This is a genomic window from Bacillus sp. AFS055030 (assembly GCF_002574545.1).
GTDB lineage: Bacteria > Bacillota > Bacilli > Bacillales > Bacillaceae_G > Gottfriedia.
In genome coordinates, this window is the sequence record NZ_NUGT01000007.1 from 1 (window position 1) to 22,278 (window position 22,278).

Annotated in this window: 20 protein-coding genes; 13 read left to right on the top strand and 7 right to left on the bottom strand. The window is 33.9% G+C overall.

From position 1 onward, the window contains the following. Positions 1-433: 433 nt before the first annotated feature. From gyrA to dnaA, 6 genes are all read right to left on the bottom strand, one after another. Entirely contained in the window at positions 434-2,944 is a 2,511-nt protein-coding gene (gene gyrA / locus CN925_RS02350) for a DNA gyrase subunit A (RefSeq protein ID WP_098844395.1), read from the bottom strand. Positions 2,945-3,010: 66 nt separating this feature from the next. Beyond that, positions 3,011-4,930, bottom strand: coding sequence for a DNA topoisomerase (ATP-hydrolyzing) subunit B (gyrB, locus tag CN925_RS02355; RefSeq protein ID WP_098844586.1), 1,920 nt, complete (start codon positions 4,928-4,930; stop codon positions 3,011-3,013). A gap of 97 nt (positions 4,931-5,027) precedes the next feature. Beyond that, positions 5,028-6,149 carry a DNA replication/repair protein RecF gene (gene recF / locus CN925_RS02360; RefSeq protein ID WP_098844398.1) on the bottom strand — a complete coding sequence of 374 codons (1,122 nt, stop codon included), beginning with the start codon at positions 6,147-6,149 and terminating at the stop codon, positions 5,028-5,030. Between the two features lie 17 nt (positions 6,150-6,166). Continuing rightward, complete coding sequence (gene yaaA / locus CN925_RS02365; RefSeq protein WP_098844401.1) at positions 6,167-6,385, bottom strand: S4 domain-containing protein YaaA; 219 nt, start codon at positions 6,383-6,385, stop codon at positions 6,167-6,169. Positions 6,386-6,606: 221 nt separating this feature from the next. Continuing rightward, positions 6,607-7,752, bottom strand: a complete 1,146-nt coding sequence (gene dnaN, locus CN925_RS02370; protein WP_098844404.1) for a DNA polymerase III subunit beta — start codon at positions 7,750-7,752, stop codon at positions 6,607-6,609. A 156-nt stretch (positions 7,753-7,908) separates the two neighbouring features. Further along, complete coding sequence (dnaA, locus tag CN925_RS02375) at positions 7,909-9,255, bottom strand: chromosomal replication initiator protein DnaA (RefSeq protein ID WP_098844406.1); 1,347 nt, start codon at positions 9,253-9,255, stop codon at positions 7,909-7,911. A gap of 741 nt (positions 9,256-9,996) precedes the next feature. On the opposite strand from dnaA, the gene rpmH reads away from it, so the two are divergent. The 10 genes from rpmH to CN925_RS02425 all read left to right on the top strand — a co-directional run bounded on the left by rpmH (position 9,997) and on the right by CN925_RS02425 (position 18,960). Continuing rightward, positions 9,997-10,131: a 50S ribosomal protein L34 gene (gene rpmH / locus CN925_RS02380; RefSeq protein WP_056467137.1), complete on the top strand. Its 135-nt coding sequence runs from the start codon at positions 9,997-9,999 to the stop codon at positions 10,129-10,131. A gap of 142 nt (positions 10,132-10,273) precedes the next feature. Then, entirely contained in the window at positions 10,274-10,639 is a 366-nt protein-coding gene (gene rnpA / locus CN925_RS02385; protein WP_098844410.1) for a ribonuclease P protein component, read from the top strand. Positions 10,640-10,694: 55 nt separating this feature from the next. Then, positions 10,695-11,480, top strand: coding sequence for a YidC family membrane integrase SpoIIIJ (gene spoIIIJ, locus CN925_RS02390; protein ID WP_098844412.1), 786 nt, complete (start codon positions 10,695-10,697; stop codon positions 11,478-11,480). Beyond that, the gene (gene jag, locus CN925_RS02395; protein ID WP_098844415.1) at positions 11,477-12,115 is read left to right on the top strand and encodes an RNA-binding cell elongation regulator Jag/EloR; all 639 of its coding nucleotides are present in this window, start codon (positions 11,477-11,479) and stop codon (positions 12,113-12,115) included. Before spoIIIJ ends, jag begins: the two co-directional genes overlap by 4 nt. A gap of 165 nt (positions 12,116-12,280) precedes the next feature. After that, a complete protein-coding gene (gene mnmE, locus CN925_RS02400) occupies positions 12,281-13,657 on the top strand; it encodes a tRNA uridine-5-carboxymethylaminomethyl(34) synthesis GTPase MnmE (protein WP_098844417.1) in 1,377 nt (458 codons plus the stop codon). 20 nt (positions 13,658-13,677) lie between these two features. Then, positions 13,678-15,564: a tRNA uridine-5-carboxymethylaminomethyl(34) synthesis enzyme MnmG gene (gene mnmG, locus CN925_RS02405; RefSeq protein ID WP_098844421.1), complete on the top strand. Its 1,887-nt coding sequence runs from the start codon at positions 13,678-13,680 to the stop codon at positions 15,562-15,564. A 21-nt stretch (positions 15,565-15,585) separates the two neighbouring features. After that, complete coding sequence (gene rsmG / locus CN925_RS02410) at positions 15,586-16,305, top strand: 16S rRNA (guanine(527)-N(7))-methyltransferase RsmG (protein WP_098844424.1); 720 nt, start codon at positions 15,586-15,588, stop codon at positions 16,303-16,305. A gap of 85 nt (positions 16,306-16,390) precedes the next feature. Further along, positions 16,391-17,242, top strand: coding sequence for a nucleoid occlusion protein (gene noc, locus CN925_RS02415; protein WP_098844426.1), 852 nt, complete (start codon positions 16,391-16,393; stop codon positions 17,240-17,242). A 127-nt stretch (positions 17,243-17,369) separates the two neighbouring features. Next, on the top strand, positions 17,370-18,131 hold the full coding sequence (locus CN925_RS02420) for a ParA family protein (RefSeq protein ID WP_098844429.1): 762 nt from the start codon (positions 17,370-17,372) through the stop codon (positions 18,129-18,131). Continuing rightward, positions 18,124-18,960: a ParB/RepB/Spo0J family partition protein gene (locus CN925_RS02425; protein WP_098844431.1), complete on the top strand. Its 837-nt coding sequence runs from the start codon at positions 18,124-18,126 to the stop codon at positions 18,958-18,960. Before CN925_RS02420 ends, CN925_RS02425 begins: the two co-directional genes overlap by 8 nt. A 104-nt stretch (positions 18,961-19,064) precedes the next feature. On the opposite strand, the gene yyaC is transcribed toward CN925_RS02425, so the two are convergent. Then, positions 19,065-19,652, bottom strand: a complete 588-nt coding sequence (gene yyaC / locus CN925_RS02430; protein WP_098844434.1) for a spore protease YyaC — start codon at positions 19,650-19,652, stop codon at positions 19,065-19,067. A 196-nt stretch (positions 19,653-19,848) separates the two neighbouring features. On the opposite strand from yyaC, the gene CN925_RS02435 reads away from it, so the two are divergent. The 3 genes from CN925_RS02435 (at position 19,849) to ychF (ending at position 22,244) form a co-directional block, all read left to right on the top strand. Next, on the top strand, positions 19,849-20,745 hold the full coding sequence (locus CN925_RS02435; RefSeq protein WP_180232804.1) for a mechanosensitive ion channel family protein: 897 nt from the start codon (positions 19,849-19,851) through the stop codon (positions 20,743-20,745). Positions 20,746-20,782: 37 nt separating this feature from the next. Beyond that, positions 20,783-20,980: a DUF951 domain-containing protein gene (locus CN925_RS02440; protein ID WP_098232427.1), complete on the top strand. Its 198-nt coding sequence runs from the start codon at positions 20,783-20,785 to the stop codon at positions 20,978-20,980. Positions 20,981-21,143: 163 nt separating this feature from the next. Continuing rightward, positions 21,144-22,244, top strand: a complete 1,101-nt coding sequence (gene ychF / locus CN925_RS02445; RefSeq protein WP_098844436.1) for a redox-regulated ATPase YchF — start codon at positions 21,144-21,146, stop codon at positions 22,242-22,244. The last annotated feature ends 34 nt before the right edge of the window (positions 22,245-22,278 follow it).

The following is a 22,278-nucleotide window of genomic DNA, read 5'->3' on the forward strand; positions in this document are numbered from 1 at the left end:
TTAGTTTTCAAAGTTCATTTTGTCGTCCGTATCTCTTGGCGACTTCTATATAATAACAAATCCTACACCCTTGGTCAATAGTTTTTATAATATAATTTATAAAAAAATAAAACATTACGCTTCATTAGTATTCCTTTAAGCCTAAAGCCTATCATACACTTTCCGAAAGTAGGAAAAATAAAAGAAAATATACTAACCAAATAGAAACAATGAGACTGCAAAAGGTATATCGGTAAATACACTTCCTATACTATATGTGAAAGTATTAGGCAATTTGGTTACTCCTAATTTACTCGGAATTAAGCTTCATAAACCCACGCTAACTTTTAGAAGTATATAAATTTCTCCTCTCATTGATTCTTATTACGAAACTGGTTTATGACCAAAAAAAAGAGAGAACCTATTAGTTCTCTCTTTACCGGTCACTTCTTAATTATTCTTCTGTTGTTTCAACATCATCTTCGTTTTCAAGATTTGTTAATTCAACCTCGTTTTCAACTTCTTCATCAATTTCCTCTTCTTCTTTCGCAGCAATTGCTACAGTTGCAACATGACCTTCTTGATCAAGTTTTATTAATTTAACTCCCTGAGTAACTCGACCTAAACGGGAAATTTGTTCAATTGGCATTCGGATCATTACACCAGACTCGGTAATTAACATTAAATCCTGTTCATCGCTTACACACTTTAATGAAATCATTTTACCATTTTTCTCTGTAACATTAAGTGTTTTTAACCCTTTACCACCGCGACTTTGAATTCGATATTCTTCTTGCGCAGTTCGTTTACCATAACCTAATTCCGTAACAACAAGAATATCTAAGTGTTCTTCAACAACTTCCATTCCAACTACATAATCATCATCGGAAAGTGTAATTGCTTTAACACCAGTTGCCGTTCTTCCCATTGATCTAACATCTTCTTCATTAAAACGAATCATCATACCTTTTGAAGTACCGACAACAATATCTTTTGTTCCGTCAGTTAAACGTACCGATATTACATCGTCATCTTCTTTTAAGTTAATCGCGATTAATCCGTTAGTGCGAATATTTGCAAAGGCAGATAGAGGTACACGTTTTGCTATTCCTTGCTTTGTTGTAAAGAATAGGTACCAATTCTCTAAGAATTCACTTACTGGAATAATAGCGTTAATATTTTCATCCCGGTCAATTTCTAGTAAGTTTACGATTGGTAATCCTTTAGCTGTACGACTAAACTCTGGAATCTCGTAACCTTTTGAACGGTATACTTTTCCCTTATTCGTAAAGAATAAAATTGTATCATGTGTTGAAGGTGTTAGTAAGTGTTCTAAGAAATCATCATCATTCGTACCCATTCCTTGAATACCACGTCCACCTCTACGTTGAGATCGATATGTGGATACCGGAAGACGTTTGATATAACCATTATGAGTTAAACTTACAATGATATTCTCTACTGGTATTAAGTCTTCATCTTCAATGATTTCAACTCCACCAGGAACAATTGCTGTTCTTCTTTCATCATTATACTGCTCTTTAAGCTGCGTTAATTCTTCACGAATAATTTCAAGAACTCTTTCCTCATCTGCAAGAATTGCTCTTAATTCTGCAATTAGCTTGATTAGCTCTTGATATTCTTCTTCGATTTTTTCGCGCTCTAATCCAGTTAAACGTTGTAATCTCATATCTAAAATTGCTTGAGCTTGCTTTTCGGATAAGTTAAATCTTTCCATTAACCCATTTTTAGCGATTTCTCCTGTTTGAGAAGCTCTAATTAAGCTAATTACTTCATCTAAATGGTCTAAAGCAATCTTCAAACCTTCTAAAATATGTGCACGTGCTTCTGCTTTTTCTAATTCAAACTGTGTTCTACGTTTAATAACAACGATTTGATGGTCTAAATAGTGTTTTAAACAGCTCTTTAGAGACAAGACTTTTGGTTCACCGTTTACAAGTGCCAATAAATTAATACCAAAACTAGTTTGAAGAGCAGTTTGTTTATACAAATTATTTAAAAGTACATTTGCGTTTGCGTCTCTTCTAACTTCAATGACAATACGCATACCAGTTCGGTCAGATTCATCGCGCAAATCAGTAATACCTTCTATTTTCTTATCACGAACTAGTTCAGCAATTCGTTCAACAAGTTTAGCTTTATTTACTTGATATGGTAATTCCGAAACGATAATTGTTTGTCTACCGTTTGGTTTTTCTTCAATTTCAACTTTTGCCCTAATAATGATAGAGCCTTTGCCAGTTTCATAGGCCTTGCGGATACCACTTTTCCCCAGAATCATACCTGATGTAGGAAAATCTGGACCTTGAATATATTCCATCAATTCTTGTGTAGTGATTTCTGGGTCTTTACTTAATGCGAGAACACCATCAATTACTTCCCCTAATTGGTGCGGAGGAATATTTGTGGCCATACCAACCGCTATACCCGTTGCTCCGTTTACTAACAAGTTTGGGAATCGTGCAGGAAGAACGATTGGCTCTCTTTCAGAACCATCGTAGTTATCTTGATAGTCAATCGTATTTTTATTAATATCACGAATCAATTCCATCGAAATTTTAGACATTCTAGCCTCTGTATAACGCATCGCCGCTGCAGCGTCTCCATCAACCGATCCAAAATTCCCATGGCCATCTACTAGCATATATCTGAAGTTAAAGTCCTGAGCCATACGTACCATTGTTTCATATACAGCAGAGTCACCATGCGGGTGATACTTACCAATTACTTCACCAACGATACGCGCTGATTTTTTATAAGCTTTTTCAGCAGTCATACCTAAATCATTCATTGCATATAAAATTCTTCTATGAACAGGCTTAAGGCCGTCTCGTACATCTGGTAATGCTCGAGAAACAATTACACTCATTGCATAATCTAGGAAGGAATTACGCATTTCATGACTAATATTTATTTCTTTAATTTGTTGATTTTCACTCAACATCGGCACCTCCCTTTAGTTTCCATATCTACCTGAGAAAAGGAGCATATAGCTCCTTACAAATACTTGTTAAATATCTAAATTCTTAACATACTTAGCGTTATCTTGAATAAAGTTACGTCTTGGCTCTACTTTTTCACCCATTAATGTTTCAAACGTTTCATCTGCTTCAATCGCGTCTTGAAGATTAACTTGTAGTAACGTTCTAGTTTCTGGATTCATTGTCGTTTCCCATAACTGTTCAGGGTTCATTTCACCTAGACCTTTATATCGTTGAATAACAGGTTTTGGTACTGCATTTAAAGTCGACATGATTTCTTCCATTTGTCGATCGTTATAAGCATATTGTATTTTTTTCCCTTGTTGGATCTTATATAAAGGTGGTTGAGCAATATAAATATAACCACTTTCAATGATTTGACGCATATAACGATATAAGAACGTTAACAATAAAGTACGGATGTGGGCGCCATCTACATCGGCATCCGTCATCAGTATAATTTTATGATATCGTGCTTTTTCGATATCGAAATCATCACCGATTCCAGTACCAAAAGCAGTAATCATTGAACGAACCTCGTTATTAGATAAAATTTTATCAAGTCGAGCCTTTTCTACGTTAATAATTTTTCCACGCAAAGGAAGAATTGCTTGGAAGTGACGGTCTCGTCCTTGTTTAGCACTTCCGCCCGCTGAATCACCCTCAACGATATAAATTTCGCTAATAGAAGAATCTTTTGAAGAGCAATCAGCTAATTTCCCAGGTAAACTTGATACTTCTAAAGCACTTTTTCTTCTTGTCAATTCACGTGCCTTTTTAGCAGCAACGCGGGCCCTAGCTGCCATTAAACCTTTTTCAACTATTTTTTTAGCCTCTGTTGGATTCTCTAATAAAAACTTTTCAAGGTTTTCACCAAAAATTTGCTCTGTAATCGTGCGAACTTCACTATTACCTAACTTAGTTTTTGTTTGTCCCTCAAACTGTGGATCTGGGTGTTTAACTGAAACGATCGCTGTTAATCCTTCACGTACATCCTCACCAGATAAGTTGCTATCCTGTTCCTTAATCAAACCATTTTTACGACCATAATCATTAATAACACGAGTTAAAGCTGTTTTAAAACCAACCTCGTGCGTACCACCTTCGTGTGTATTAATGTTATTCGTAAATGAGTATATATTACTTGTGTAGCTTTCGTTATATTGAAGTGCAATTTCTACACTAATTCCGTCTTTTTCACCAACTACAAAAATTGGTTCGTCGTGAATTACTTCTTTTGAACGATTTAAATGTTCAACGTAAGATTTAATTCCACCTTCGTAATGGAATTCTTTCTTTTGTTTGTTTTCTCTACGGTCTTCGATTGTTAAGCGAATTCCTCTATTAAGAAACGCTAATTCTCTTAAACGATTTGCTAGGATATCAAATTCATAAACTGTCGTTTCAGTGAAAATTTCTGCATCAGGCTTAAAATGAGTAATTGTACCCGTAACATCAGTTTCACCAACGATACTCATATCTGCAACAGGTATACCTTTTGAGAATTGTTGGTAATAAATATTACCTTCACGATGTACGTGAACTTCTAACAAAGTAGACAACGCATTTACTACTGAAGCACCTACCCCGTGTAATCCACCAGATACTTTGTATCCGCCACCGCCAAATTTTCCACCTGCATGAAGCACTGTCATAATTACTTCTAGTGCAGGTCTACCCATTTTTTCATGGATACCTACAGGAATACCCCGGCCATTGTCTTTAACTGTAATACTATTATCTTCTTCAATTGTTACATTAATCTCATCACAGTATCCAGCCAATGCCTCGTCTATACTATTATCAACGATTTCCCATACTAAATGATGTAATCCTTTTCCGCTCGTAGAACCGATATACATACCCGGTCTTTTACGCACGGCTTCTAAACCTTCGAGAACCTGTATCTGATTTTCATCATAATTATGTTCTTGCATCTTTTGATCCATTGTCATGAACACTCACCTACTTTTTTTATTTTACATAAAAGAATTAGTAAATTTCAGCTATGCTTATTAGGCGGCGTAGTAGAAATTTCATAAATTATTATCGAGAAGTACTTATAATTGTTCCATGTGAAACATTAATAATATTAGCTTGTTTTATCGTTTCGTGCTGAATTCCGTCGACACTTGTTGTTGTGACAAAAGTTTGTACTTTATTTTGAATTGCATTTAATAAATGCGTTTGACGATAGTCATCTAGTTCCGAAAGAACATCATCTAGTAAAAGTATAGGATATTCTCCAACTTCTTCTTTAATCAGTTCAATTTCTGCTAGTTTTAATGAAAGGGCTGTTGTCCGCTGCTGTCCTTGTGATCCAAAAGTTTGGACGTTTTTATCATTTACCATAAAGACTAAATCATCTCTATGCGGACCGAGCAATGTAGTACCTCTTGATACTTCACGCTCTTTTTCAGCTTCGAATTGTTTTATGTACTCATCTTCCATTTTCGTCAAATCTGTTAAATCTGATACATTAATGCTTGGTTTATATATAATTTCTAGTTTTTCGGTCTCTCTAGAAATTTGACTATGAATAGGCGATGCCCAATCTTGTAGTAATTTGATGAACGAAATTCGTTTTTCTATTATTTTTACGGCATGTTTTACAAGCTGAGATGTTAGGACTTCAAGCATTAAATAGTTCCGCTCTCGGCTAGATTGTAATGTTTTTAGTAGTGAATTTCGCTGTTGGAGGATTCTTTGGTACTGACTTAATTCATGTAGGTAAACAGGCGAAACTTGTCCTAGTTCCATATCTAGGAATTTACGGCGCACTTGCGGACTACCTTTTACCAAATGTAAATCTTCCGGTGCAAACATAACGACATTCATCACGCCTATATATTGACTTAACTTCATCTGTTCAAGATGATTTAGCTTTGCTTTCTTACCTTTCTTTGAGAGGATTAGCTGTAGTGTTACTTGTTGATTTTTTTTCTGTAACGTACCCTTTATTGTACCATATTCTTCATCCCAACGTATCATTTCTTTATCGTTGCTTGTTCGATGGGACTTTGTTAAAGCTAGCACATAAATGGATTCCATTAAATTTGTTTTTCCTTGAGCATTCTCACCAATAATGACATTAACATTATTTTGGAAGTTTAATTCAAGTTTTTCGTAATTACGGTATTGTTTTAGCTGTAAATCTTTAATATACAATGGGATTCCCCCAAAACTTAAGAAGTTATAATATATGAACCTTTTCCAGTTATCGTTATTGTATCATTTAAAACTAATTTTTTTCCTCTTCTATTCTCAGGTTCATTGTTAACAAAGATTTCATGCTCCGATAGAAACCATTTAGCCATTCCACCTGTGTCAATTACACCCGCAAGTTTTAAAAATTGACCTAATGTAATATATTCTGTATTTATTTTAACTTTTTCTGTTTTCATTTTTAATCACCCTCATTTTTCCATTCCTTAATTGTACTAAACTTCTGTTAGAAAAAAAACACTTAACCCTTATTTTGTCTTTTAAGTACAAAAAAGACTGACCTAAATATACTGTGCACTCTCCAACAAACAAACTTGAAGAATAAATTCTTTATTATTCTTCTCATTGGAGATTGCTAGTACATTCTATTAGGTCAGCCCCTTTCGATAGAAATTACTAACTAGTATGTGCGAACTGGTAAAATTAATTGCAATGTTCTTGAATCATTTACGGTACGAATTAAAAATGGTCTCATAGCCCCTGTGAATTGAATATAAATTTCTGGGCTTTCGATTGCTTTTAATGCATCCATAACATATTTCGCACTAAAAGAGATTTTTAACTCTTCCCCTTTAATATCTTCACAAACGATTTCGTCTACTACTTTTCCAATCTCAGGAGAATAAGAAGAAACATTGACCACTGAGTTACCTACTGTTTCTAAGTGAACAACATTATTTCTACCTTCTCTTGCTAATAAAGAAGCACGATCAATTGCTTGTAAGAATTCTTTCGTCATGACAGTAAGTTCAGTTTTACTTTCACTTGGAATTAATTTTGATGTATCTGGATAATTACCTTCTAATAATCGTGTAAAGAACAATAGATGTTTTGTTTTAAATAATGCTTGGTGCTCTGTTAAGACGATTTCTACTTTTTCATCATTATCATCTAGAATTTTACTTAACTCATTTAGACTTTTCCCAGGAATAACTACACTAGCTTTAAATTCACTAGTTGCAGAACTTCCGTCAATTTTAGCTTGCCTTAAAGCTAATCGGTGGCTATCTGTAGCAATACAAGTTAGATCACCATTTTCAATCTTCCAGTTTACACCGGTTAAAATTGGTCTAGTTTCTGAAGTTGATACTGCAAACACTGTTTGACGAATCATGAATTTTAACAAATCAGCAGAGATTGAAATTGTTTCATGTTCTTCAATTTGAGGAAGTAGTGGATATTCCTCAGAGTCAAAACCATTTAGGTTAAATTCTGTTTTTCCCGCTCTTATTGTTGTTACATAATTATGGTCAGATTCTAATTCGACGAAATCTGAAGGTAATTTTTTTACAATATCACTAAAATATCGAGCATTTAATACAATGCTTCCAGTTCGTTTTACATCAACTAGTTGTTGATCATCCAATACTGTTGGTAAGTAGGATTCTATAGATATATCTGAATCACTACCTGTGAAAGTTAGTCCTTCATTTGTAACGACTAGTTTAATCCCAGTTAGGATTGGAATAGTTGTTCTTGATGAAACAGCTCTCATAACCTCTTGTACAGCTTTAACAAGATGATCTTTTTGTACAGTAAATTTCATTGTTTGTACTCCTTATATAATTAATAAAATAATATAGTAATAGTAGTAGGGCCTGTGGATTTGTGGATAACTACATTTTATTAAAGAAAAATAAGTCTATCAACATGTGGATAGACTGTGTAAAAAAGATAGAAAGTTATGCACAGGTAAATAACTCTACTGATTTAGTTTTTCATTGATTTCTTTAACTTGAGATTGCAGCTGTGAGTCAGTTTCAATTAATTTTGAAATTTTTTCATGCGCATGAATAACAGTTGTATGATCTCGGCCTCCAAACTCTTCTCCTATTTTAGGTAAAGAATGGTCTGTAAGCTCTCTTGAAAGATACATTGCAATTTGTCTTGGGAAGGCTACGGATTTTGTACGTTTCTTTGCTTTAAAATCCTCTAATTTAATGTTAAAAAATTCTCCAACTGTTCGTTGAATATCATGTATTGATACTGTTTTAGGCTTGGTTGCTGTAATTAAGTTCTTTAATGCTTCAGCGGCCACACTAGCATTTATATCCTTGTTAATTAACGATGAATAAGCGACTACACGAATAAGTGCTCCTTCTAATTCACGGATATTTGTATCAATTTGATTTGCAATATATAACATTACCTCATTTGGAATATCTAACCCCTCAGCCTTTGCCTTTTTACGTAAAATGGCAATCCTAGTTTCTAAATCTGGTGGTGTGATATCCGTAATAAGGCCCCATTCAAATCGCGAGCGAAGTCGATCTTCTAATGTAGGAATTTCTTTAGGTGGTCGGTCACTTGAGATGACAATTTGTTTACTTTCTTCATGAAGCGTATTAAAAGTATGGAAAAATTCTTCTTGGGTTTGTTCTTTTCCAGCTAAGAACTGAATATCATCTATAAGTAGTACGTCTACATTACGGTACTTATTTCTAAATTCAATTGCCTTATTATCACGAATAGAGTTAATAAATTCATTTGTAAACTTTTCTGATGATAAATACACAACTTTTGCATTCGGATTATGTTCGAGTACATAATGTCCAATTGCGTGCATTAAGTGTGTTTTTCCTAATCCTACTCCCCCGTAAATAAATAACGGGTTATAGGCCTTTGCTGGCGCTTCAGCAACCGCTAATGATGCTGCGTGTGCAAAGCGATTACCTGAACCAATTACAAATGTATCAAAAGTATATTTAGGGTTTAACATACTTTGTCCGAACTCTACTGGTTCCTCAAATTTAACTTTTGCCTTAACTGCCGGTATATTCATCTCTATTTCTTCTACATGATTTTGAGGAAGGATAAATTTGATCTCTAATTCCGCTCCAGTTATTTCTAATACTGTATCCATTATCAAAGATGAGTACTTTGACTCAAGCCAATCACGGGCAAATTCATTTGGGGCAATAATAGTTAAAGTATCATTCTTTAAAGAAAACGCCTTTGTTGATTTTAGCCATGTTTCAAAGCTTGGTTTACTTATTTTTTTTTCTATTTCTGCTAGAACCCTGGACCACAGATCCCCTATATTCTCCAAACAGTAATCCCTCCTTACAAAGCTTGTTTAACTTTTGTGCAAGCATATAATCTACATATTTATTTTTATTCATATCATTGAATAGTCTTTATTTTATAAAACTGCAAAAATCCACTTTATTTGACAGTATTCACCCATGTGGATAACTTAAAAATAGTACAAGTGTAAAACCTGTCCACAAGTTATTAACATCTGTGGACAAATAAAAATAAAGAACAACTTATCCAAAGTGGAAAACAAATTAATAATATCAAAAATCTTTAGCTATTTCAATGAGTAGTTAATGTTATCCACATGCTAATCCACTTGTTTAAAAAAATTGTCCACAGAAAAAGAACTTGTGCAAAAAATGTCAATAACTGTTGTGGGTAAAAAATGTGTAGGAAAATATTATCCACAGAGCATTTAACAATATCAAAAAAAGGGGAAGTAGTGTTTTCTGCATGATTTTTTTATTCACTTAAAAGCCCAGTTAAAAAAATCTTTCGACACCATATTTTTACTCGAAATACTCGTTTGAAAATTTATTGGAAGGAAATGATAAAAGTAAGTTTCATTTCTTATATTAAATAAATGTGACTTAATTTTTTTTATACAAAAACTCACTGGATCAACCATTCTTCATAAATTGGAAATAATTATTCAACGTGATTTGATATCTTACATTGACATTAATAGTAGTTATTCTTTATAATTTATAGGACTGTCTATAACAGTAATTCCTCAGGGAGGTGTCATATAATGAAAAGAACATTTCAACCAAACAAACGTAAACGCAGCAAAGTACATGGTTTCCGTAGCCGTATGAGCACTGCAAATGGACGTAAAGTTCTAGCTGCTCGTCGTCGTAAAGGAAGAAAAGTATTATCTGCGTAGGCCACTGTCAACAGTGGTCTTTTTCACTAATAAGAAGGCCTTTTTTTGCTTTTATGTCACAATTTGTAAGTAAAAAAGGCCTCATTTTTTATAAAAAAATTGTTATGATTATTGAAGGAATCATTTGAGGTGTCAGTGGAACATGAACAAGAAAAACAGAATAAAAAAGAATGCAGATTTTAGTCGCGTTTTTCAAGAGGGATCGTCAACTGCAAATCGACAATTTGTAATCTACACATTAAAAAAAGAAGATCAAAAACAATTTCGTATAGGATTATCAGTTAGTAAAAAATTAGGTAATGCTGTAGAGAGAAATCATATTAAGCGGTATATAAGACAAGCTCTTACTGAATTAAGTGATGATCTTCGTGTGAATATGGATTATGTTGTAATCGCGAGAAAGCCCTGTACTGATCTACCTTTTAATGAATTTAAAAAAAGTTTAATTCATGTGTTGAAAAGGGCAGAAGCGCTTAAAATACGTGATTCAAAACATAAAATAAGATAAAAATCAAATTAAGTAATTACATATTTAAATGTAACTTCTTAAAGGAGGAACTAGTTTGAAGACTAAGAAGTACCAATTGCTTGTTACAGTTCTTTTGTTAGTAGTCGTGTTAGCTGGATGTTCGCAAACAAACCAACCGATTACATCTGAAAGTACAGGGATTTGGAATGAGTATTTCGTTTATCCACTATCATGGTTAATCACAGCTGTATCTAAAATTTTTGGTGGAAGCTATGGTATGTCGATTATCGTCGTAACACTTTTAATTCGTTTAGCATTACTACCATTAATGATCAAACAAATTAAAAGCACAAAAGCGATGCAATCAATCCAGCCTGAAATGGCCAAGCTTAAAGAAAAATATTCTTCTAAGGATCAAAAAACTGTCCAAAAATTAAATGAAGAAACAATGAAGTTGTACCAACAACATGGAGTAAATCCTTTATCTGGTTGTTTACCAATTTTTATTCAAATGCCAATCTTAATTGCGTTCTATCATGCAATTATGAGAACAATGGAAATTAAGGCACATGACTTTTTATGGTTCCAATTAGGACACCCAGATCCAATTTATGCTTTACCAATCATCGCAGGTATTACAACTTTCATTCAACAAAAAGTATCAATGAGTACTGGTACAATGACAGGACCTGCTGCTCAACAAATGAAAATCATGCTTTATGTTATGCCAATCATGATTTTAATATTTGCTGTTAGACTTCCATCTGCTTTAGCTTTATATTGGGTAGTTGGTAATACATTCATGATTATGCAAACATTATTTGTTAATAGAGGTAATACTACCGAAAAAAATAACAGTGTAGGAGGGGCTAGTAAGTGAGAGAAGTAACTGCTACTGGTCAAACAATCGAACAAGCAGTTCAAATAGCACTTCAGCAACTTAGTTCAACAGAAGAAGAAGTAGAAATTACAGTAATCGAAGACGGTAAAAAAGGATTTTTAGGATTTGGTGCTAAACCTGCTAAAGTATTAGTTGTTAAAAAGAAGACTTTAATCGAGAAAGCATATGACTACCTTTTTAATATTGTGAAGAGTCTTGACGAAACTGCAGTTGTAAATTTTGAGTTGCAAGGTAATAAGGAACAAACCTTCTTATTTACTGTAAAGGGTGATAAGGTTGCCCTTATTATTGGAAAAAGAGGTAATACTTTAAATGCTCTACAATTCTTAGTTCAAACATTTGTAAATCGTCATTCAAAACAATTGGTTCATGTTGTCGTTGACGCAGAGAACTATCGATTAAAACGTAAGGAATCACTAGAGATTCTAGCAAAAAAGACTGCTCAAACAGTTTTAAAAACAAGAAAAGCTATTTCTTTAGAGCCAATGCCTTCTTTCGAAAGAAAAATTATACATCATATACTGACAGATATGCCAAATATCTCTACGAAGTCTGTAGGCCAAGATCCGCATCGTCAATTAGTTATAGATTTAAAGAAACCAATTAAGGGTTAATCCTTAATTGGTTTTTTAATGTTCTTCTTCAAGTCATATAAGTTTACTTGTACTTTCGTACGGTTATAATATAAAAACATTCAATTATAAATTTCTTTATGCTATGCTATAGATTTAGAAGTAACATGTTAACTTTAGTTTAACATGCTCCGAGGTGATTTTTTGATGGAATTCGATACAATTACAGCCATATCGACACCAAAAGGCGAAGGTGCAATTGCCATTGTTCGTTTAAGCGGCGATGAAGCTGTTCTAATAGCGAATAAATTATTTAAAGAAAAAGATTTAAATATAGTAGATTCACACACAATTCATTACGGACATTTAGTTGATCCAATTTCCGGGAATACTGTTGAGGAAGTGATGGTCTCGGTCTTGAGAGCACCAAAAACGTTCACTCGTGAAGATGTTGTCGAAATAAATTGTCATGGTGGAATTTTTTCTGTTAATAAAGTACTTGAATTGGTATTATCACAAGGGGCTAGATTAGCAGAGCCTGGTGAATTTACAAAAAGAGCATTCCTTAATGGACGAATCGACCTATCTCAGGCCGAAGCAGTTATGGATTTAATTCGTTCTAAGACTGACAGAGCAATGGCTATAGCTATGAATCAAGTTGAAGGTCGTTTGTCGAAACTAGTTAACGGCTTAAGACAGACATTACTTGAAATATTGGCTCATATAGAAGTAAATATTGATTACCCTGAATATGATGATGTTGAAGAAATGACCAATACTGTTTTAATAGAAAAAGCAAAAACAGTTCGAGTTGAAATACAAAAACTGCTAGAAACATCAAAACAAGGTAAGATTTTACGCGAAGGATTAGCTACTGTCATTATTGGTAGACCAAATGTTGGGAAGTCTTCTCTGTTAAATACACTTGTCCAGGAAAGTAAAGCAATCGTTACTGATATTCCAGGTACTACTCGTGATGTTATTGAAGAATACGTAAATGTAAGAGGTGTACCATTACGACTTGTCGATACAGCAGGTATTCGTGAAACGAAGGATGTTGTAGAAGCGATTGGTGTTGAAAGATCTAAAAAAGTATTGAACTTAGCTGACTTAGTTTTATTTGTTTTAAATAATAATGAGCAACTTAGTGAAGAAGACCGTAAATTATTTGGCGAAATGAGCGGCAAAGATGTAATTGTGATCATTAACAAAACAGATTTGTCACAAAAGCTTGATATGGATGAAGTAAAAGCGTTAGTCGGTAATGCTACAATTGTTACGACTTCTTTAAAAGAAGAAAGAGGAATTGATGATCTAGAAAAAGCAATTGCCAATTTATATTTTGAAGGGCAAATTGAGGCACAAGACTTAACTTATTTATCTAATGCTCGACATATTGCGCTATTAAAACAATCAGAACAGACAATTAATGACGCGATTGAGGCAATGAAAAATGGTATGCCGATTGATTTAGTACAAATTGACTTAACAAGAGCATGGGAACTGTTAGGTGAAATCGTTGGAGATACAGTTCAGGAAAGTTTAATCAACCAGCTATTTTCTCAATTCTGTTTAGGAAAATAAAATGGTTAGGAGGAGAAAAAATGAGTTTTGAAGCAGGCAATTATGATGTAATCGTCATTGGAGCTGGTCATGCTGGATGCGAAGCCGGTTTGTCATCTGCTCGAATGGGTGCAAAAACATTAATGCTGACAATTAATCTCGATATGGTAGCATTTATGCCTTGTAATCCATCAGTAGGTGGTCCTGCCAAGGGGATTGTTGTACGTGAAATCGATGCACTTGGCGGTGAAATGGGCAGAAATATTGATAAAACACATATTCAAATGAGAATGTTAAACACGGGTAAAGGTCCTGCAGTACGTGCATTGCGTGCTCAAGCGGATAAATTCGCGTACCAACACGAATTAAAGAAAACCATTGAAAATACGGAAAATCTAACACTAAAGCAAGGTTTAGTAGAGAGATTAATTGTAGAAGATGGACAATGCACGGGTGTAATTACGCAAACAGGTGCAATTTATCGTTCAAAGACAGTTGTCATTACAACTGGTACTTTCTTACGTGGAGAAATTATTGTAGGAGAATTAAAATACTCAAGTGGGCCTAATAACCAACAACCGGCAATAAAGCTTTCTGAGCACTTAGAGGAATTAGGAATAGAACTTGTTCGATTTAAAACAGGTACGCCTCCTCGTGTAAATAGTCATAGTATTGATTATTCAAAAACAGAAATTCAACCTGGTGATGATGTACCTCGTGCATTTTCTTTTGAAACAGAACCAGTTGAAACAGAACAAATACCTTGTTGGTTAACTTATACGAGTGAAACTACACATCAAATCATCGACGATAACTTACATCGTTCGCCGATGTACTCTGGTATGATTAAGGGAACTGGGCCACGCTATTGTCCTTCTATTGAGGATAAAGTTGTCCGATTTAATGATAAACCGAGACATCAAATTTTCTTAGAGCCTGAAGGAAGAAATACTCAAGAAGTTTATGTACAAGGGTTATCAACTAGTTTACCTGAAGATGTACAAGAAAAAATGCTTCGTTCGATTGCAGGCCTTGAAAATGTTCAAATGATGAGAACTGGATATGCAATTGAATATGACGCGATTGTCCCTACACAATTATGGCCAACATTGGAACTTAAGCAAATTAAGAATCTGTATACTGCTGGTCAAATTAATGGAACTTCGGGTTATGAAGAAGCGGCTGGTCAAGGTTTAATCGCAGGAATTAACGCTGCGTGTCGTTCTCTAGGTAAAGAAGAGTTAATTTTAGATCGCTCTGAAGCTTATATTGGTGTTTTAATCGATGATCTTGTAACGAAAGGGACAAATGAACCATACCGTCTTCTTACTTCTAGAGCAGAATATCGATTATTATTGCGTCACGATAATGCCGATTTACGTTTAACAAAAATTGGTCAGAGACTTGGTTTAATAAGTGATGAAAGATACGCAGAGTTTGAACAAAAGAAAATGTTAATTGAAGAAGAAATAGAGCGTTTAAAAGCAACGCAATTAAGACCGACAAAAGAAGTACAAGAATTAATTGCACAAAATGGTGGTAGTGAGCTAAAAGATGGTATTCGTGCAGCAGATCTTTTACGACGTCCTGAAATGCTTTATGAACATATACACCTTCTTGCTCCATCTGAAAAAGATCTACATCCAGATGTTAAAGAGCAAGTTGAAATACAAATTAAGTATGAAGGTTATATTGAAAAATCATTAAATCAAGTAGAACGCATGAAAAAAATGGATTTAAAGAAAATCCCTGAAAATATCGATTATCAAGCTATTCACGGCCTTGCTACTGAGGCAAGACAAAAGCTTGAGCAAGTGCGCCCTCTATCAGTAGGTCAAGCTTCTCGTATATCTGGTGTTAATCCAGCAGATATTTCAATTCTACTTGTTTATTTAGAACAAGGAAAAATTGCAAGAATATCGAACTAATAATAGATAGGGGTATTACTAGTGAATAAAGAACAATTTATCGCTGCTCTTAAAGATAAAGGAATCGATTTGTCAGATTTTCAATTAAAACAATTTGATATATATTTCCACACACTAGTTGAGTGGAACAATAAAATGAACTTAACTGCTATTACAGAAGAAAACGAAGTATATTTAAAACATTTTTATGATTCCATTAGCGCCGCTTTTTATTTCGACTTCGCTGATGAAATCACTTTATGTGATATTGGTGCAGGAGCGGGCTTCCCTTCTATTCCAATTAAAATATGTTTCCCATCTATAAAATTAACGATCGTAGACTCCCTTCAAAAAAGGATTACATTTCTAAACCATTTAGCGAAGGAATTAGAATTAGAGAATGTATCATTTATTCATGATCGTGCAGAAACTTTTGCTAAAAGAACTGGTATGAGAGAATCTTTCGATGTTGTAACTGCTAGAGCAGTTGCTAGAATGTCCGTGTTAACTGAATTATGCTTACCACTTGTTAAACAAAACGGTCATTTTGTTGCACTTAAAGGTGCTGCTGGTCAAGAAGAGTTGGATAAAGCGAATTATGCTATAAAAACACTTGGTGGAGAAGTTAAATCAATTAATCATTTTACTCTCCCAGGTGAGGACAGTGATCGAAATATTGTTATAGTAGAAAAGAAACGTAAAACACCAACTAAGTACCCTCGTAAACCGGGTACTCCTGGTAAAGAACCATTAGAGAATTAATATGATAAACTAACAAATGTTTCACGTGAAACATTTGTTATGTTTATTCTATTGTGAACGAAATTCTAAAAGGGTGGGAATCACATTGAAAAGCACATTATCTAGGTTATTTGGCTTATCAGAAAAAGAAAATAGTGATGACGTTCAAGATTCGGTTTCGAGTAATGAAGTTATTCGCCAGATTCCAGTATCGGACATTGTACCGAATCAGTATCAGCCTAGAACATTCTTTGATGATGAAAAAATTAAAGAACTAGCGCTAACCATTCGAACTCATGGTATTATTCAACCGATTGTTGTTAGGGAAATTAGACCAAACTTTTATGAAATAATTGCCGGGGAAAGAAGATTCAGAGCTGTTTCATCTTTAGGTTGGGATACAATTCCTGCAATTGTGAAAACGTTTAACGATACAGAAACTGCCTCAGTTGCTCTGATTGAAAATTTACAACGTGAAGAACTATCTCCATTTGAAGAAGCTGTAGCTTACCAAAAACTAATTGATTTACATAACTTAACTCAAGAAGCTCTTGCACAGCGACTAGGTAAAGGTCAATCGACTGTTGCAAATAAATTGAGATTGTTGAAACTTCCTGGGGAAATACAACAAGCATTATTGGATAAGTCGATTACGGAACGTCATGCACGCGCACTTATTCCATTAAAGTTACCTCAACTCCAAATTACTCTTCTTCATGAAATAATTGAAAAGCAATTGAATGTTAAACAAACGGAAGAACGAGTAGTTACATTACTTACTGAGAAAAAACCAAAGGCTAAACGTAAATTTAAAGCGATTAGCAAAGATATAAGAATTGCGATGAATACGATCCGTGAATCTTTACAAATGGTTACTAAAACAGGCATGAACATTGATAGTCAAGAAGAAGAACATGATGACTATTATCAAATAACAATTAAAATTCCAAAGAAATAATCCTAAAATTCACCTCTTTTAAGTGGTGAATTTTTTTATTGATTTATAAATCTAAACACAACGATGAATCTATTCATGGTAAAATAGAAAATAAGAATTGTTTGTTGTGGAAGGAGTAGATTACATAGTGGTTAAAGTAATCTCTATAGCTAATCAAAAAGGTGGTGTTGGTAAGACTACAACATCGGTAAATTTAAGTGCTTGTTTAGCTCACTTAGGAAAAAAAGTATTACTAGTCGATATAGATCCTCAAGGTAATGCAACTAGTGGTATTGGAATTGAAAAGGCTGACGTAAATCAGTGCGTTTACAATGTATTAGTTGATGATGTTGAGGCAAAAAATGTCATTTTAAACACTGCTATTCCAAATTTTGATATTATTCCGGCAACAATTCAACTTGCTGGAGCGGAAATTGAATTAGTACCTACCATTTCTAGAGAAGTACGATTAAAACGCGCTTTAGATACAGTAAAAGGTAACTATGATTATATTCTAATAGATTGTCCTCCATCACTAGGTTTATTAACTTTAAACTCATTAACTGCATCCGATTCAATTATTATTCCAGTTCAGTGTGAGTACTACGCACTTGAAGGTTTAAGTCAGCTATTAAGTACTGTACGTTTAGTACAAAAACATTTAAATAAAAGTTTAGCAATTGAAGGCGTACTGTTAACAATGCTAGATGCTCGTACAAATTTAGGACTCCAAGTTATAGAAGAAGTAAAAAAATATTTTCAAGATAGAGTCTATAAATCAATTATTCCAAGAAATGTACGCTTAAGCGAAGCACCAAGTCATGGTAAACCGATCATTACATATGATCCAAAGTCAAGAGGTGCAGAAGTATATCTTGATCTGGCAAAGGAAGTGATTGATAATGGCTAAAGGTTTGGGTAAGGGTATTGGAGCATTTTTTCAAGATATTAATCAACAAGAAGAGTTAGTCCAGGAAATCGATCTAAAAGAACTTAGACCTAATCCATACCAACCTCGTAAAGTATTTGATGAGACTGCAATGTTAGAATTAACTCAGTCAGTAATTGAACACGGGATTCTTCAACCAATCATTGCAAGAAAAAGTATAAAAGGTTTCCAAATCGTAGCTGGTGAAAGAAGATATCGTGCTGCAAAAAATGCAGGTTTAAATACGGTTCCAGTTATTGTAAGAGACCTGACTGAAGATCAAATGATGGAGTTAGCTGTTTTAGAAAATTTACAGCGAGATGATTTAAATCCTCTTGAAGAAGCAGAAGCATATCAAACTTTAATTGAACAATTACACTTAACCCAAGAACAACTGGCGAAGAAACTTGGGAAAAGTCGTCCACATATAGCTAACTATTTAAGAATTTTAACTTTACCAAACTCTGTTCAAAAAATGGTCGAAGAAGGTACTCTTTCAATGGGACACGGAAGAGCACTTTTAGGACTAAAACGAAAAGGGTTAATTGAAAGTACAGCATTAAAAGTAATTGAAAAAAACCTGAGTGTTCGAGAAGTTGAGACGTTAGTTAATGAACTCAATGAAAATGTTTCACGTGAAACACCAAAGAAAAGTCCAACTAAAAACATATTTTTTAGCGAGTATGAGGAGCTTTTACAAGAAAAATTTGGAACGTCGGTTAAAATTAAATCGGCTAAAGATAAAGGGAAAATAGAAATCCAATTCTTTAACAAAGAGGATTTGGAAAGAATTCTTTCAATTATAAAATGAGTTATTCATTAGGGAATATTAAATGTGTTGTCTTTCAATGCAGTTAATACTCCCTTTTTGTTTTGATTTGCCTTTTTATAATTGAAAGTTAAGAAACTATTATGCTAATAATCTAATTGACGGGTAAATTTTCTTTCGGTTTCTTTAATTGAAGTCGCAATAAACTTAGCCATTTTCATTACTAGGCTTAGTCTAGTATTTTGTAAAACATAAAATTCCATAAATCCACTAACATTTACTACGCCGGTTAAGTTAATTTCGCCTACTAAAGGTAACTCCTTTTTCATTGCAGCTCCAGGTTTTAAAGGACCATTGGATAAGCGCACGCTACCGATGCTTTTTACTCTGCCTAAACATGCATCTACAGCAATGATAAAAGGGTTGTTATACTTGCCTTTAATTATTTCAAGTTGTTCTGAAAGATTTAACGCATGAATTGGTTCATCAAGAGTACCATAATAGTGAAACTTACTTAAGTTTAATTCTCCTAACATGGTTCCCACTAAAGGACCTAAAGAGTCTCCTGTAGAACGGTCAGTTCCAATACATACAAAAACAATTTCTTTAGTGTGTAAACTTGGAAGCGACTTACATAAACGATCTGCAAATCTGTTAATAGCGTTTTCGTCATCTAGAAATACAGAATAATCATCCTTGAATAGGTTACGCAAAGGATTTGCTGAAAATTGCATAATATCGCCTACTTTTCATTTAAGAGAGTAGTATTAGTTTATGCAAAATTTAAACAATTTATACTTTCGTCAAGCGACCTTCGTCATTAAAATTAAACTATTATTACATTTGTTCATATTTGTAGTTTTAAAGTGATAATTCGTTTAGTATTACGTTTGAAGTCATTTGAAAATAGTTAGGGGGAAAAAAGACAGTATGAATAATGCAGCAGAAAATATAGAAAGTGCTGAAAAAGTAATAAAGAAAAGCATGCTAACGCCAGAACAATGGGACAATATTTTAAGATCATCAATAAAAATAGTTATAATTATTATTGTTTCAGTATTGGTTGTAAAACTCGGAAGAAAGTTAATCCGTAATCTCTTAAAAGTTAATGCTAGAGGACCGTTACAAGTATCAGAAAGAAGATCAGTGACGCTTATTAAGTTAATGGAAAATGTACTTGCATATGTCATATTCTTTATTGCTACTTTGACGATTCTCCCGATCTTTGGTGTGGAAATAAAAGGACTTTTAGTTGGAGCAGGAATAGGTGGGGTAGCAATTGGTTTTGGTGCACAAAGCCTAGTAAAGGATATCATTTCTGGATTTTTTATTTTGTTTGAGGATCAATTTTCAGTTGGTGACTATATTAGAGTTCAAAATTTTGAAGGAACAGTATTATCAATTGGTTTAAAAACAACAAAAATTAGAAGCGGAACAGGTGAGCTTCATATCATCCAAAATGGAATGATTACCGAAGTAACTAATTTTTCATTACATAATGCTGTGGCAATGGTAGATGTTAGCATTTCTTATGAGGGCGATATTGAACATGCGCAATCTGTAATCGAAGAGCATTTAGAAACGATGCCAGCTAGATATGAAGAAATGGTAAAACCTCCGGAGTATCTAGGAATCCAAAACTTAGGCCCATCAGAAGTAACTTTGCGAATCGCTTCAGAAGTTAAACCAATGACACAATTTAAGATTTCTAGAGCAATTCGAAAAGAAATTAAGGAAGTACTTGAAAGAAATAACATAGAAATTCCGTATCCAAAGATGGTATTATATAAACAATTAGAACCTAAAAATGAAAATGCGAATGTATAGTTTATATGCTACTATTTTAAGGAAGTGAAGTTTTCGAATGGAAGAAAAAGAATTTAACCTAAATGATATAGTAGAGATGAAAAAACCTCATCCTTGTGGAGTGAACAGATGGAAAATTATTCGAATGGGTATGGACATTCGATTAAAATGTGAGGGATGTGAACATAGCGTATTAATACCTCGTAGAGAGTTCACTCGAAAATTAAAAAAGGTTTTAGTTCGCTCTGAAGAGTAGAACGTTTTTTAAAACAATGGGTATCTAGTAGAGCAACTTGAAGGATCGCTCGTATTAGATACCTTTCGTATGTTATGAATTAATGTTTAGATTTTCTTGTTATTTTTTTTTGAAATCAATATAATTGTGAAAGATTAACTAAGTTCGTATAGGAGTGGAAAATATGGCATTAACAGCAGGAATTGTAGGATTACCAAACGTAGGAAAGTCGACATTATTTAATGCAATTACACAAGCGGGTGCTGAATCAGCAAACTATCCGTTTTGTACAATTGATCCAAACGTAGGTGTGGTAGAAGTACCAGATTACCGTTTAGAAAAGTTAACTGAATTAGTACAACCTAAAAAAACTGTTCCAACAACTTTTGAATTTACTGATATCGCTGGGATCGTTAAAGGTGCAAGTAAAGGTGAAGGATTAGGAAATAAGTTTTTATCTCATATTCGTGAAGTGGACGCGATTTGCCAAGTAGTACGATGCTTTGCAGATGATAATATTACTCACGTATCTGGAAAAGTTGATCCGATTGCAGATATTGAAACAATTAACTTAGAACTAATTCTTGCAGACTTAGAATCAGTTGAAAAACGTATTGATCGTGTAGCTAAATTAGCAAAACAAAAAGATAAAGATGCATCTTATGAACATGAAATTTTAGTGAAATTAAGAGAAGCATTTGAAAATGACAAGCCAGCTCGTTCAGTAGAGTTTACGGAAGAGCAAATGAAAGTAGTAAAAGGATTGCATTTGTTAACGACTAAGCCAATGCTTTACATTACTAATGTTGGTGAAGATGACCTTGTAGATGCTTCAGCTAACGAATACGTTGAAAAAGTAAGAGAATTTGCAGCTAAAGAAGGTTCTCAAGTAATTGTAATCAGTGCAAAAATTGAAGAAGAAATCGCTGAGTTAGATGATGAAGAGAAACGTACATTCCTTCAAGAACTTGGAATTGAAGAATCAGGTTTAGATCAATTAATTCGTGCAGCGTATTCTTTATTAGGATTGGCAACTTATTTTACTGCAGGTGTACAAGAAGTAAGAGCTTGGACGTTTAAAAAAGGTATGAAAGCTCCACAATGTGCTGGTGTGATTCATAGTGACTTCGAACGTGGCTTTATCCGTGCAGAAACGGTTTCTTTTGAGGATTTATCGACTTATGGTAATATGACAGCAGCAAAAGAAGCAGGCAAAGTACGTCTTGAAGGGAAAGAGTACATTGTTCAAGATGGAGATGTAATGCATTTCCGATTTAATGTTTAATCGAATAGCAACTAAATTATTGATTTGCTATCTT